This is a genomic window from bacterium (assembly GCA_035703895.1).
Taxonomy (GTDB): Bacteria; Sysuimicrobiota; Sysuimicrobiia; order Sysuimicrobiales; family Segetimicrobiaceae; genus Segetimicrobium.
In genome coordinates this window covers 1-14,202 of the sequence record DASSXJ010000212.1, presented here as the reverse complement: position 1 = coordinate 14,202, position 14,202 = coordinate 1, and the positions used below count along the sequence as shown (strand labels likewise).

The window sequence follows — 14,202 nt, the reverse complement described above, 5'->3', positions numbered from 1 at the left end:
TAGGAACGTCTGTGATTTCGAAAACGACGCTGTGGTCTCCTGCGGCAAGGCGCAGACCGCGCGGTAGGGGAATCGTACGCGTACGGCGCATACACAAGCGAGATGCCCGAGTTGCCATTTGTGACGGTACTGGTCGAGAATCTGCGGCCGCTGGTGGAAGGGCGCGCGATCGAGGACGTCATCGTCCGGAGCGTGTACGTCCTCAAGACCGCCGACCCCCCGATCACCAGCCTCACAGGGCGCCGCATCATGAGCGTTCACCGCCGCGGTAAACTCCTTGTGTTTCACTTGACCGATGGGCTCGTCATGGTGATGCACCTCCGGCGCAACGGCCGGCTGCAGGTCCTCCCTCGAGGGAAGGCCCGGACGGCCAAGGATCTCGCGATCACGTTCGAACTGAGCGGCGGAAGCGATCTCCGGTTGATCGAGATAGGACCGAAAAAAGCCGCGTCGGTGTGGGTGGTCCCGGCTGGGCGGGAGGCCGGAGGCGAGGCCCTGGCGGGCCTCGGGATCGAGCCGCTGTCAGCGGCGTTCACGCGGGATGCCCTGGCCGCGCTACTTGGCGAGGCGCGGATGCACCTCAAGCGCTTTCTGACGCTCCAGCGCTACGTGGTCGGGATCGGGAACGCGTTCTCAGACGAGATCCTCTGGGCGGCTCGGTTGTCGCCGCAAACGATGACCGATGCGCTCACCGACGAGCAGGTGGCGCGACTGCATCACGCGATCAGGGAGGTCTTGGAGGGAGCCATCGCGGCGCATCGGAAGGAATTCACCGGCATTCTCCCGATGCGAGAGCCGGTCCATCTATTGCGGGTTCACCGGCACGGCAAAGAGCCGTGCCCTCGGTGCGGCACGCCGATTGCCGTGATCTACTACGAGAACCGGGAGACGTATTACTGCCCTACGTGTCAAGCGGGAGGGAGGGTATATGCGGATCGGAGGCGATCGAGGTTATTCAAGTGAGGCTCGTGTCGCAGCGATCCTCGCGGTGCTGGCCATCGCCGTCGGCGGCGGATTGAGTGACCGTGCGTCTCTGGCGCAGGGGGCGCCGGCCGCCCTACGCGAGTACCGGGTTCCGCCCGGATCGCACCCACACGACGTCGCGCCGGCTTCGGATGGGGGCGTCTGGTACACGGCCCAGACGGCGGGAGCGTTGGGGCGGCTCGATCCTTCGACCGGCAAAACCCTGCACATCAAGCTCGGCGAGGGGTCGGCTCCACACGGCGTCATCGTCGGACCGGATGGCGCGCCGTGGATTACCGATGGTGGCCTTAACGCGATCGTGCGGGTGTCGCCGGCCAACGAGGAGATCCGCCGGTTTCCGCTCCCGGCGGGGCGGGCGTCGGTCAACCTCAATACCGCAGCGTTCGACCATGAAGGGACGCTCTGGTTCACGGGCCAGAGCGGCGTCTACGGCAGGGTCACGCCTTCAACCGGTCGCGTCGAGGTCTGGGACGCTCCTCGCGGCCCAGGCGCGTACGGGATGACGGTCACGCCGCAGGGGGCGATCTACTTCGCTTCTTTGGCCAGCAGCTACGTCGGCCGCATCGACATGAAGACGGGTGCGGCCACGGCGCTGCAGCCCCCGAGCGCGAACCAGGGCGCCCGACGCGTGTGGTCGGACTCGCGAGGCCGGATCTGGGTGAGCGAGTGGAACGCCGGCAACCTGGCGCTGTACGATCCGGGGACAAACCAGTGGAAGGAGTGGCGCCTGCCCGGCCAACGGCCGATGCCGTACGCGGTCTACGTCGACGAGCAGGATATGGTCTGGCTCAGCGACTGGGGCGCGAATGCCCTCGTCCGGTTCGATCCTGTGCGGCAAACATTCGAGGCATTTCCATTCCCCACGGAGGGGGCGACCGTTCGTCAGCTCCTCGGCCGGCCGGGTGAGGTGTGGGGGGCCGAGTCCGGCGTCGACAAGTTGGTGGTCTGGAGGCGGCGGTGAGGCGCGAGGAATCGGGGCTTGCGATGCGCGCCGTAATCCTTGGGTTTTTGCAGGATACGACGAGGCGGAGAAACTGGGCGCATGCCGGCCTCGCCGTCGCGACCAGGAACCTCAGCGTCGACGAGGCTCTGTGGACACCTCCGGGCGGCCATTCAGTGTGGGAGCAGATCAACCACGTGGGATACTGGAAGCGGTATATCTTGCGGCGCATTCAGGGGGCACGGACCAAGGCGCGCCAGGCGTGGCCCGCGCCGGGCCGGACGTCTGCCGATCTTCGCAAGGCGACGGCCGACCTTGCGGCCTTGCACCGAGGGTTACGAGCCGCGGTGATCGCCCTCGATCCGGATGATCTTTATGAGCCGCGGGGCGCCAGGTACCCGCTGGCGCAGTTGCTGCTGGGCGCGGCCGCGCATGAATCCTACCATGCGGGCCAGATCTTCCTGACCCGGAAGTTGTACCGGCGGCACCGTATGGGACAATAGGCATCACGGCGTGACAGTTTCGCGGCGTTACGATTCGCCTTGCGAACTCAGACAGTGAGCATAATCGGCTCGTCCTTCGTGATGACCACGGTGTGTTCGTAGTGAGCGGAGAGACTGCCGTCGGCGGTCCTGACGGTCCATCCGTCCATCTGCGGCGTGCCACGGCCCGTGCCCGCCGAAATGATCGGTTCGATTGTGATGACCAAGCCTTCCGTCAGCCGCTCCCGGCACAGCGGGTCAGGGTAGTTAGGGATGGTAGGGGGTTCGTGGATCGTGCGGCCGACTCCGTGGCCGCCAAACGCGGGCATCACGCGGAAGCCGCCCCGGGTCACTTCCCGTTGTACCGCACGACCGATGTCGTCGACCCGGAACCCGACCCGCGCCACCTTGGCCGCCTGCCGAAAGGCGCGCTCCGCGCATCGCACCAGGGCCGTGGCTGTGTCCGTCATTTCTCCAACCCCCACGGTAACGGCGGCATCCGCCAGGAAGCCGTGCTTTTCCGCCACCAAGTCGAGCTTCACGAGATCCCCGGGCCGGAGGACCCGATCCCCGGGGATCCCGTGTACCGCCTCATCATTGAGGCTGATGCACACCGCGCCCGGGAAACCGTAGACTTTGGGCGGGGCCGACTCCGCACCATGTTCGGCCAAGACACGGCCACCAATGTCATCCAACTCTGCGGTGGTCATGCCGGGCCGTACTGCGGCAGCCATCGCGTCGAGGGCCTTCCGCACGATCCTCCCGATGGAGCGGAGCCCGGCTAATTCGGCCGGGGATGTGATGGACATGGGATGCTCCTATCGCTTCGCCAATGCGAAATGTCTCCTGTGATTCTAGGCGTGCCGGAGTCGGGGGTCAAGAAAGTCTCGCAACCCGTCACCGATCAGGTTGAGCGCGAGGACGCTCAGGATGATGGCGATGCCGGGGAAGATGCTGATCCACGACGCCTGCCGGAGATACACCTGCCCGGCGGCGATAATCCCGCCCCAAGTCGGGACCTGCGGCGGAACGCCTACGCCGAGGAAGCTGAGCGCGGCCTCGCCCAGCATCGCATACGCCGTGATGAAGGTGGCTTGGACGATGACGGGAGAGGCGCAGTTGACCAGGATGTGTCGGGCCAGGACCCGCGCGCCGGACGCGCCCACGGCGCGGGCCGCCTCCACGTACTCCAACCGAATGACCACGAGGACGGCGGCGCGAACGACGCGCGCGACCCGCGGGGTGTAGACGAACCCGAGCGAGAGGACGACGTTTCGAACACTCGGCCCCAGCGAAGCCATCAGCGCGATGGCGAGCAGGATGTCGGGAAATGCCATCACGCCGTCCATGATCCGCATCAGAATGCGATCCGCCTTCGGGCTCGCGCCGGCCGTCAGGCCGATGATGATCCCGGCGGTCGTGGCGAGCAGCGTGACCAGCGCGCCGACCAGCAGCGACAATCGAGCCCCGTACAGCGTCCGGCTCAGGATGTCGCGGCCGAACTCGTCCGTCCCAAACGGATGCGACTGCCCCGGCGGGAGGAGCCGGTCGGTCACGTTGAGCGCGTTAGGATCGTAGGAGGAGAGCAGAGGCGCCGCCAGGGCAGCCACCACGGCGAGGAGGATCAGGGCGCCCCCGATACCGGTGATCCGGCGTCGCCGCACCATGCGCCAGAGCAGCGTGCCGATGCCCGGCCGCGTTCCGGCAATGACTCGTGGGGAGGGAAGGGCGCGCTCAGCCATCTCAGGGTTAGTACTTCACACGCGGATCCACGAGGAAGTACAGCAGATCCACCACGAGATTGATGATGACGTACACCGTCGCGACCATCAAGATGACCCCTTGAATCACGGGATAGTCCCGCCGCAAGACCGAGGAGACCACCAGCTGCCCGACGCCGGGAAGGCTGAAGACCGTCTCGGTCACGACCGCTCCGCCCATCAGAGCCGCGAAGGTGAGCCCCACGACCGTCAGGATCGGGACGAGCGCGTTGCGAAAGGCGTGGTGAAAAATAACCCCGCGCTCGCTCACGCCTTTGGCGCGGGCGGTCCGAATGTAATCGTTGCCGATCACGTCGAGCAGGCTACTCCGGGTGAAGCGGATGATCAGCGACGAGTTGGGGAGGCCGAGCGCCAGCGCCGGCAGGAGCAGATAGTGAAGGCTGAGGCCGAACCCCTCGGCCGGCGCCCGATAACCGGACGACGGCAACCAACCGAGATTGACCGCGAAGACGACGATCAGCGACAGGCCCAACCAGAAGCTCGGCACCGCCGCGCCGAGCATCGCCAGGGCTAGGCTTCCCTGGTCCAGCCACGAGTCCCGGAACACGGCCGAGATCACCCCTGCGGGGATCCCGATCAGCAGCGAAACAGTGATCGCCATCAGCGAGAGCGTCACCGTGGGCCCGGCGTGCTGGATGATGTCTGCGGTCACGGGGATGCGCTGGAATAACGAGATCCCCAGGTCCCCGTGAAACGCGCGGCCCAGCCAGAGGATGAACTGCACACCCAAGGGCCGGTCGAGTCCCATCTCGTGCCTGAGATTCTGTACCTGTTCGGGGGTAGCATCCTGTCCCAGGAGCACCCGCGCGGGGTCGCCCGGCGTGACGTGGATCAGCAGAAACACCACGACCGCGACGACCAAGAGAACCGGGACAAGGGCCAGCACCCGGCCGGTGAGGTACGACAGCATCAGTCAGGCCGCACGCGCCTCTCCGACCGGTCCCTACTTGACCGGCTGCACGTTCCAGACGACGATGAAGTCGGAGGGGTGGAACCCCTGCAAGGACTTCGTCCACATGTACAGGGTGTAGAACTCGCCCGGGCGCACCAGCGGGACCTGCTTGTACCATAATGTCTGCAGGTTGCTCCAGAGCTTGACCCGCGCCCCTTGGTCGGTTGTCTGGTTAAACTGGCTGAACATTTGGTTCTTCTCGGGAGAGTCCCACCACCCCGGGTAGGCGGAGCTGAACACGGTGATGAGGGCCGGATCCGCCACGAACCCATGCGAGGTCGTAAATAAATCGTAGTCCGCCGGCTTGCCCCGATGGTCGAGCACGCCCGCCCACTCCAGGACCTGCATGTCCACCTTGAAGCCCGCGTGCTGCAACTGCGCGGCGGCGACGACCGTGCTCTTGAACATGTAGTCGTACTGCTGTGTCGTCAGCCAGCGGATCGGCTCGCCGTTGTATCCTGCTTCCTTCATCAATTGTTTGGCTTTGGCGGTGTCGTGGACGTTATACCATTCGCTCCCGGCCGTCGTGTAGTAGGGGGTCCCCTGGGGATAGATGCTGGGCCCCAGCGAGAAGAGCGCCGGGTCACCGAAGGAGGCTTTCATAATAGGCTGCATGTCCAGCGCCACCTCGACCGCCTGGCGCAGCTTCTCATTGGTCATGATCCCCTGCTTCTTATTAAAGAAGAAGGTCAGAAAGGTTCCGGGCCTGATCGGCTCCACGACCACCCGAGGATCCTTCTTGAACTGGCTGTACGCGTCCTGATTCGGAGTATTATCGGCGATATCGTAGTCGCCGCTCTGCACGCCTGCGGCGCGGGTGGCCACCTGGGCCACTGGGTAAAAGTAGACGTCATCCGCGAGCGCCTCCCGCTTACCGGCATAGAGACTTGAGGCCTCCGACCTGGCCGCATAGTTGTCAAAACGGGAGAGCTTTACGTGGCGGTCTGGGATCCATTCGACGAACTTGTACGGGCCTGTGCCAATGTACTGCTTAAGCGGGCCGGCGCCGGCCGCGTCGACAGTTTCCTTGGGCATGATCGCCGCCGCGCCGTTCGGGTACCCGAGGAAGATGGGGAACGGGGCGAATGCCTCCTTGAGTTTCACGACGACAGTGTACTTGTCGGGTCCGGCCGCGGATTCCACGTTCTTGTAGGCGACGACCCCCCGAGGGCTCATCTTTCCCCATCGGTTGAGAGAGGCCACCACGTCCTCGGACGTCATCTCCTTGCCATTGTGAAACTGGACGTTCTTGCGCAGCTTGAACGTGTAGGTGAGGCCGTCCTGGCTCTTGGTGAACGACTCCGCGAGGAGGGGCTGCACCCGCCAGTTGGCATCGAAGGCGAGCAACTCCTCAAACACGGCGTGCGTAATGTTCGAGGTTTGGGTTGCCGTTGTCGCAACCGTGTCCATCGTGAGCGGCTCACCGATCTCCGCGACCCGAAGGGTGCCTCCCCGCCGCGGAGCGGCCGACGAGGAAAAGATCAGCACGCCCACGAGCGCGAGGATGCCCCCTCCGGCGACCAGGGCCCGAAGCGATCTCCTCTGGACCATACCCCCATCCCCCCTCACGATGCTCTTGGTGGGCGGTTACGTTCGGGGGCCGGGGAGAGCGTTCCTGCGCCAGGGCGGTCCGAGCGGCGGCGGCGGACCTGGCAGGACCCACATGCTATCCATCCCGTAATTGGTGTAAAGAATCGATGATCATGGCGAGCCGTTACCGGATTGGGTTCGACATCGGCGGTACCTTCACCGACTTTGTGCTCCTCGACGACGCGTCGGGTAGGATCCATTTGCACAAGGTCCTGACGACCTCTCCCGATCCGGCGGAGGGAGCGCTTGCCGGACTCGCGGAGCTCTGCCGCGACGCCGGCATCCGTCTCGGCGATGTGGGAACGTTGGTCCACGGGACCACCCTCGTGACGAATGCGATCATCGAGCGGACCGGGGCGCCCACAGCGCTGCTCACGACCCGAGGTTTCCGGGATATCCTGGAGATGGGCAAGGAGCAACGGTACGACATCTACGATCTGTTCCTTCAGTTCCCGCCACCGCTCGTGCCGCGACGCTGGAGGGTGGAACTCGACGAACGGATGAGCCGCGACGGCGAGGTCCTCACTCCGCTCGACCCGGCGCGCGTGCGCGAGGCGGCGCGCGGGCTCAGGGCCCAGGGGGTGGAGTCGGTTGCCATCTCGCTGCTCCACGCCTACAAGAACCCGGCGCATGAACAGGCCGCGCTTGCGGCGGTCCGCGAGGCGTGCCCCGACCTCGGCGTCTCCTTATCGAGCGACATCGTGCCGGAGATACGTGAGTGGGAACGCACGTGCACGACGGTGTGCAACGCGTATGTGCAGCCGCTGGTGGACCGCTACCTGGGGCGGTTGGAGACCGCCCTGGCGGAGCGGGGGTTCGCCGGACGATTCTATCTGATGCAGTCGTCGGGAGGCACGGCCACGGGGGAGACCGCGCGGCGGTTTCCGATCCGGCTCCTCGAGTCCGGCCCCGCGGGGGGCGCGCTCGTGACCGCATTCTTTGGGGAGCGGCTCGGACGGCGTGACCTCGTCGCATTCGACATGGGCGGGACGACCGCGAAGATCTGCTTGGTGCGAGGAGGCCGGCCGGAGATCGCGCCGATGATCGAGGCGGCGCGGGTGCACCGGTTCAAGCGCGGCTCAGGGTTACCCGTCAAGGCACCGGTCGTGGATATGATGGAAATCGGCGCCGGCGGGGGGTCGATCGCGCGCATCGATATGCTCGGGTTGATGAAGGTGGGTCCGCAGAGCGCGGGGGCGGCCCCGGGCCCGGCGTGCTACGGCCGAGGCGGGCGGGACGCCACGGTGACCGACGCCTGTCTGGCGCTCGGGTACTTTGATCCACAGTACTTCCTCGGCGGGGCGATGTCTCTCGACCCCGAGGCGGCAATCGATGCGCTCGATCGCCTCGGGGCGGCGGTTGGACTCGACGCGGTGGCGGCGGCGTGGGGAGTCCACCAGATCGTCAGCGAAAACATGGCCGCGGCGGCGCGTGTGTACATGATCGAACGCGGGCAGGATCCGCGCCGCTACGCGATGCTGGCGTTCGGCGGCGCGGGTCCGGCCCACGCATCGCGGGTGGCCCGCATCCTCGGCCTCAGCGAAGTCATCGTGCCGACGGCCTCCGGGGCTGCCTCGGCCCTCGGGTTTCTCGTCACGCCCCTCAGCTTCGAGTTCGTGCACTCCCTCCCCGGCGAACTCGAGACATTGGATTGGGACCGAGTGGATCGGCTGTACACGTCGATGGAGGCGCAGGGCCGCGCGATGCTCGCCGAGGGTGGGGCTCCGGCGGCCGAGATCTCCTGCGAGCGGCGGGCCGAGATGCGCCTTGCGGGCCAGTTCCACGACCTCGAACTGCCGGTGCCACCCGGACGGCTGACCCCGGCGGTCGTGCCCGCCCTGGCCGCCCGGTTCGAGAGCGAATACCGACGCCTCTACGGCGCCTACCTCCCCGGCCGCCAGGTCCAGGTGCTCAACTGGCGCGTGCTTGTGACGGGGCCGCGTCCGCGTGTGCGGCTCGACGAAGCTCCCGTCGACCCGCGGGCGGATGCAACCGCCGCGCTGAAGCGCAGGCGCCGGGCGTACTTTCCGGAGACCGAGGGATTCGTCGAGGTGCCGGTGTACGACCGATACCGGCTCCTGCCGGGGGCCGCGATCCACGGCCCGGCGATCGTCGAGGAGCGAGAGGCGACGACCGTTGTCGGGCCGGGGGACCATCTTTCGGTCGATGGGCACCACAACCTCGTGATCACGGTGGCGTCATGAGCGGCCTCTTCGATCCGGTCTCCCTCGAGATCATGTGGAGCCGCTTGATCAATATTTCCGAGGAGTGCTGGATCACGATCTGGCGCACCGCGTTCAGCCTGATCATCGGCGAGGCGCAGGATTTTGGCTGCGAACTGTTCGACCCCAACGCCGAATCGATTGCGCACTCCCCGCGGTCGATGCCTGTGTTCAACCTGACCCTGCCGCTGGCGGTGCGCCACCTCCTGGCTGCGTTCCCGCGGGACACCCTCGAGCCCGGCGACGTTCTCGTCACCAACGACCCGTGGATCTGCGCCGGCCATCTCTACGATCTGGCCGCCGTCACTCCGGTGTTCCGGCGCGGCGACCTGGTCGGGCTCGTGGGGTCCATCGCCCACTGCTCCGACATCGGCGGCACCCGCGACTCGATGAGCGCCCGCGAGATCTACGAGGAGGGCCTGCAGATCCCGCCGCTCAAACTCTACCGCCGGGGCGAACTCAACCGGGATCTCGTCGACATGATCCGAGCCAACGTGCGCCGGGGCGAGATGGTGCTCGGCGACATCCAGGCCCAGGTGTCGAGCAATCAGGTGGGCACGGACCGGCTCGTGGCGTTCATGGACGAATACGGGCTGGAGTCGCTGACGCCGCTCGCGCACGTCGTACAGGCGCGCGCGGAGCAGGCGATGCGGGAGGCGATCCGCGCGCTCCCCGAGGGTGTCTACCGCAGCGAGGTCCACTTCGACGGCCTGGGGGAGCCGCTCACGTTGCCGTGCGCGGTCACGGTTCACGGCGACGAGATGACGGTCGACTGGACCGGCGCGCCTCCGCAGCTGCCGCGAGGGGGCATCAACTGCACGTACCATTACACCGCCGCGCACACGACCTACGTGCTGAAGTCGATTCTCACACCGGAGATCCCGTCCAACGCCGGGTGCTTCCGGCCGCTCCACGTCACGGTGCCCGAGGGGACCGTCCTCAACTGCCGGCGTCCCGCGTCGGTCAATCAACGGACGCAGACCGGATGGTACTGCGGGCCGGGGGTGTTCAAGGCCCTGGCGCCGATTCTGGCGGACCGCGTGCAGGCGTTTACCGGCCTGCCGATGGGAATGGGAGCGTATGGCGTCGACGCGGACGGCCGGGTGTACAACGATCATCTCTTCCAAGGAGGTGGTCAGGGCGCCAGCGCGCACGGCGACGGGCAGTCGGCGTTGCTCTACCCTACGTCGGCCGCCAACGTCTCGGTGGAGATGTTCGAGAGCCGGACGCCGCTCGTGGTCGAGTGCAAGGAGCTCATCGCGGACTCTGGGGGCGCCGGGCGCCACCGGGGCGGGCTAGGCCAGCGGGTCCGGATCCGCAAGCTCGTCGACGACGGCAGGACCGCGCTCGTCGACCTCCACCCCACCGGGATGCTCGTCGCACCTCCCGGGTTGTTCGGTGGTCAGCCGGGTGCCCTCGCCCGGGCTCATATTAGCGACGGCGCGCAGATCGTGGAAGGCGGCGCCACGGTCAGCCTGGCCGAGCTCCGGGATCGGAGCCAGGAGGCCACGATCGAGATCGCGGGGGGAAGCGGATACGGCGATCCGCGTGAGCGGCCCCTGGAGCGCGTCCAGGCCGACCTTGTTGAAGGATACATCAGCCCGAAGGGCGCCAGCGCGTACGATGTGAAGGTGGGGCGCGGCGGACGGGTGAGGAGGTCGTGATGGCGGATCTCGCCGCGGCGGGGCTACCCGACACGCAGGCGAGGGTCGAGCGCGTCGCGCAGCCCGTCGCCGAGAAAATTGTACGCGACGACGGTGAGAATGATGAACAGGCCCGGCACCAACAGCCACGGCGCGTTGATGAGATTGGGGAGATTCGCCCCGGCCGACAGCAGGTTGCCCCAAGAGGCGCAGGGTTCCCGCACGCCGAATCCGAGAAAGCTCAACCCAGACTCGCCCAGGATCGACCCGGGAACACTGAGCGTAGCGACGACCACGACAAGCGAGGTCGTATTGGGAAGGATGTGTCGGACGAGAATGCGGAGGTCGCCCACCCCGATCGCCCGGGCCGCCAGGATGAACTCCTGCTCCTTCATCGGCAGCACGATACCCCGAATCAGCCGCGAGAGCCCGGTCCAGCCGATGAAGCTGATGATCACGACGATCAAGTAGAACCGCGTGGTGCAGCCGACCCTGGTTGGTAGGATCGCGCTCAGCGTCAGCAGCAGATAGAAGGCAGGGAACCCAAGGATCACCTCGACGATCCGCATCATGGCGTTGTCGATGCGGCCTCCGTAGTAGCCTGCGATCCCGCCGTAGACCATCCCGATCGGGAGGATGATCGAGACCACTAGGAGCCCGATAATGAGGGACACCCGGGAACCGTAGAGGATCCTGCTGAACACGTCCCGACCAAACTGGTCCGTTCCCAAGAGGAAGATCCGCCCCGGCGGATCCACACCAAACATATGGATGGTCGTTGGGACCACCCAGAGGACGTGGTGGGGTTCGCCTTGGGCGAGGAGTTTCACCTGGAACAGCCGTGCCCGATTGATCCGATACGTCCGCAGGCCGGGATTGTCGGTCACCGTTTCATAGACGAACGGGCGGAGATGAAGCCGCCCTTCGGCGTCGACAAACCGAGGGAGGAGCGGGGGGTGGTAGAAATGTTCCCGGTCGGCGAAGTCCAGGGAATAGGGGGCGACGACGTCGGCGAAGACCGCCAGCGTATAGAGCGCCAGGAGGATCGCGCCGCCGGCCATGGCGACACGATGCTTGCGTAGTTGCCGCCAAGCCAGGGCCTGAGGGCTCCGGCTCCGCCGAGGAGCCTGCTCAGTCATACCGAATCCGGGGATCGGCGAGCACAAGGAGGATGTCGGCCACGAGGTTGCCGACAACCAGGGTGGTGCCGCCGATGACCAGGGCCCCCATGACGACGTAAAGGTCCTTTCGAACCACCGACTCCAGGATCAGCCGTCCGAGCCCGGGCCAGCTGACGACGTTCTCGAGAATCGCGGATCCCGAGAGCAGGTGCCCGATCTCGAATCCGAAGATCGTGATCAATGGGTTGATGGCGTTCCGGACGGCGTGCTTGTAGATCACCGGGCGCTCTCCCATCCCCTTGGCGCGGGCGGTCCGCACGAAGTCCGCTCGCAGCACCTCGAGGAGGTTCCCGCGCATCTGCCGCATCAGCCCGGCCGCAGCGCCGAATCCAAGCACCGACGCAGGGATCACCAGATGCCGCGCAACGTCCAGGGTCTTTCCATACCAGGGGAGGTCCTCGTAGTCCAGGCCGGTCATCCCCCCGATCGGCAACCATCCGGTCTTGAAAGCGAGAAACAACAAGACCAGGCCCGAGAAAAACGTCGGGGTCGAGATGCCAAGATACGCGCCGAGGGAGAAAGTGTTGTCCGTCACCGAGTACTGACGCGTCGCCGCGTGGATCCCGATCGGAATGGCGAGCAGCCAGGCGATGGCAAGCGCGGCAATGTTGAGGATCAGCGTGTTGACCAGGTGAGACCTGATCAGCCACATCACAGGCACCTGGAAGGCGAAGGAGTAGCCGAAGTCCAGGTGAAGGACCCGCCACAGCCATTTCGCGTATTGGACATGGATCGGTTGGTCCAGACCGAAGTCGCGGCGCATCTCGTCCACCGTCTGTTGGGAGACCACGGGGTTGAGACGGACCTCGGCGAGGAAATCCCCCGGCGAGAGTTGGATGGCGATAAACGAGAGGAGCGAGATTCCGAACAGCAGGGGGATCAAGTTGATGCCCCGGCGCGCGATGTAGCGCCACATCCGCCCGGCCCCGGTGCTACGTGGACGACGTCATGCGACCGGCTACCTGAACGGGACCGTGTAGAAGATCTGCTCGATGTTCCATCCGACTCCGCCCGCCCCGAACGAGAAGGGGGACGGTCGGATATTGGCAAGCGTATTCCGGGCCGCTGTCGAGGTCAGGGTGTTGACGAAGTAGATCAACGGCTGCTGCTCGGCGACGATCTCCTGCCAGCGGCCGTAGAGTAGTTTCCGCCGGTTTTGGTCGACCGTCGTTGCAGCCTGATCGAAGAGCCGGTCGATCTCCGCTTCCCACGTCGTGGCTGGCTTTTCTTCTTTGGGATGCCATTCGTGGAGCGACCCGGTGGATTTCCAGATATTTTGGGCGGTGTGCGGATCGAGCCCCGCGGTGAAGCCCAGGATGATCGCTTCCCAGTTGAACGTCCCCGTGAGCTTCCCGACCAGCGTGTTGAACGCCTCGGGGGCAAAGGTGACGTTGATCCCTAGCTTGGCGAAGTCCTGGCGGACGAGATTGCCAATGGCGACCCGCTCGGTGTTTTCGCTGTTCGTGGACAGCGAAAACTCCACGACATTACCGGAGGCATCCCGGAGGGCGCCGTCGGGCCCCTTCTTAAACCCGGCTTCGGCCAGCAACACCTCCGTCCGCCGCAGGTCGTAGGGATACGGCATGACCTTAGGGTTAAAGAAGAACTTGTTGGCGGGAGTCACCGGGCCGAACTGTGGGTGGGCCCGCCCACCGTAAACCTGGTTGGCGATCGCGCCCCGGTCGATGGCGTAGGAGATCGCCTGCCGGAACCTGGTGTTTGAGAACCAGGTCAGCTTGGGGGGCTTGACGCCTTGCGGGTTCTGGTTGAGGACGAGAAACTCCGTTCCCGCCGCCGGGCCGGGTTCATAGATGGTGTACTTGCCGGACTTTTCGCCGGCCTTGAACTCCGCAAACTCCTTAGGGCGCACCGCGTAGACGTCCGTCTCACCGGCCTGGAACTTCAACCGCGACGTGTCGAGATTGGGAACGATCATATGAACGTGACGGGCGAGATAGGGGAGCCGGTTCCCGTCCGCGTCCACTTTCCAATACTTGGGGTTTCGAAGGAAGACGATGCGCTCCCCGGGGACGTACGACTGCATGATAAACGGCCCCGTCCCCACGATGTCCCTCGGGGGCGTGTTCACCCCCCAGGTCTTGTTGAACTCTGCCGGGCCCGCCGCAAGCGCCGCCTCCAGCTTGTGTTTGGGCAGGATACCAAAGGTCACCGTCCGCAGAAACGGCCCGAACGGCTCCTCGGTCTTGAACTCAACGCTGTAGGCGTCTATCTTCCGCCATTTGATGGGCTTGCCGGCGATCGTGAGCACGTCGCGGCGGCTCGTCTGAACGCCCGGAGTAAACGCCGCCTCCATGTTGAAAACCACGTCGTCTGCCGTGAACTCCACGCCGTCGTGGAACCGGATGCCTTTGCGCAGCCTGAACGTCCAGGTCTTCCCGTCCGGGCTCGTGGTCCACGACTCGGCCA

Annotated in this window: 12 protein-coding genes; 5 read left to right on the top strand and 7 right to left on the bottom strand. The window is 65.7% G+C overall.

Features of this window, described 5'->3' with window-relative positions; translation table 11 throughout:
- Window positions 1–102: 102 nt before the first annotated feature.
- Genes VFP86_14150 through VFP86_14140 form a run of 3 tightly spaced genes read left to right on the top strand, consistent with a single transcriptional unit; the run spans window position 103 to window position 2,427 of the window.
- A complete protein-coding gene (locus tag VFP86_14150) occupies window positions 103–963 on the top strand; it encodes a DNA-formamidopyrimidine glycosylase family protein (GenBank protein HET9000777.1) in 861 nt (286 codons plus the stop codon).
- A complete protein-coding gene (locus VFP86_14145) occupies window positions 929–1,945 on the top strand; it encodes a lyase (GenBank protein HET9000776.1) in 1,017 nt (338 codons plus the stop codon). Before VFP86_14150 ends, VFP86_14145 begins: the two co-directional genes overlap by 35 nt.
- Window positions 1,942–2,427 carry a DinB family protein gene (locus tag VFP86_14140; GenBank protein ID HET9000775.1) on the top strand — a complete coding sequence of 162 codons (486 nt, stop codon included), beginning with the start codon at window positions 1,942–1,944 and terminating at the stop codon, window positions 2,425–2,427. The genes VFP86_14145 and VFP86_14140 overlap by 4 nt, the downstream gene beginning before the upstream one ends.
- Window positions 2,428–2,474: 47 nt before the next feature.
- Here the strand turns inward: VFP86_14140 and map are convergent, their stop codons facing one another.
- From map to VFP86_14120, 4 genes are read right to left on the bottom strand one after another with little or no spacing between them, the layout of a single operon-like run.
- The gene (gene map, locus VFP86_14135) at window positions 2,475–3,215 is read right to left on the bottom strand and encodes a type I methionyl aminopeptidase (GenBank protein HET9000774.1); all 741 of its coding nucleotides are present in this window, start codon (window positions 3,213–3,215) and stop codon (window positions 2,475–2,477) included.
- 45 nt (window positions 3,216–3,260) lie between these two features.
- Entirely contained in the window at window positions 3,261–4,148 is an 888-nt protein-coding gene (locus VFP86_14130; GenBank protein ID HET9000773.1) for an ABC transporter permease, read from the bottom strand.
- Window positions 4,149–4,155: 7 nt separating this feature from the next.
- Window positions 4,156–5,097 carry an ABC transporter permease gene (locus VFP86_14125; GenBank protein HET9000772.1) on the bottom strand — a complete coding sequence of 314 codons (942 nt, stop codon included), beginning with the start codon at window positions 5,095–5,097 and terminating at the stop codon, window positions 4,156–4,158.
- Window positions 5,098–5,130: 33 nt separating this feature from the next.
- Window positions 5,131–6,690: an ABC transporter substrate-binding protein gene (locus VFP86_14120; GenBank protein ID HET9000771.1), complete on the bottom strand. Its 1,560-nt coding sequence runs from the start codon at window positions 6,688–6,690 to the stop codon at window positions 5,131–5,133.
- Between the two features lie 152 nt (window positions 6,691–6,842).
- Between VFP86_14120 and VFP86_14115 the strand changes: the two genes are divergently transcribed.
- Window positions 6,843–8,933: a hydantoinase/oxoprolinase family protein gene (locus tag VFP86_14115; protein HET9000770.1), complete on the top strand. Its 2,091-nt coding sequence runs from the start codon at window positions 6,843–6,845 to the stop codon at window positions 8,931–8,933.
- Window positions 8,930–10,615 (top strand): hydantoinase B/oxoprolinase family protein, encoded by a 1,686-nt coding sequence (locus tag VFP86_14110; GenBank protein ID HET9000769.1) that lies wholly within the window; start codon window positions 8,930–8,932, stop codon window positions 10,613–10,615. The genes VFP86_14115 and VFP86_14110 overlap by 4 nt, the downstream gene beginning before the upstream one ends.
- A gap of 23 nt (window positions 10,616–10,638) precedes the next feature.
- Here the strand turns inward: VFP86_14110 and VFP86_14105 are convergent, their stop codons facing one another.
- The 3 genes from VFP86_14105 to VFP86_14095 all read right to left on the bottom strand — a co-directional run.
- Window positions 10,639–11,733: an ABC transporter permease gene (locus tag VFP86_14105; protein ID HET9000768.1), complete on the bottom strand. Its 1,095-nt coding sequence runs from the start codon at window positions 11,731–11,733 to the stop codon at window positions 10,639–10,641.
- The gene (locus VFP86_14100; GenBank protein ID HET9000767.1) at window positions 11,726–12,691 is read right to left on the bottom strand and encodes an ABC transporter permease; all 966 of its coding nucleotides are present in this window, start codon (window positions 12,689–12,691) and stop codon (window positions 11,726–11,728) included. Before VFP86_14100 ends, VFP86_14105 begins: the two co-directional genes overlap by 8 nt.
- A 42-nt stretch (window positions 12,692–12,733) precedes the next feature.
- On the bottom strand, window positions 12,734–14,202 hold a 1,469-nt coding region (locus tag VFP86_14095), incomplete at its 5' end, for an ABC transporter substrate-binding protein (GenBank protein ID HET9000766.1).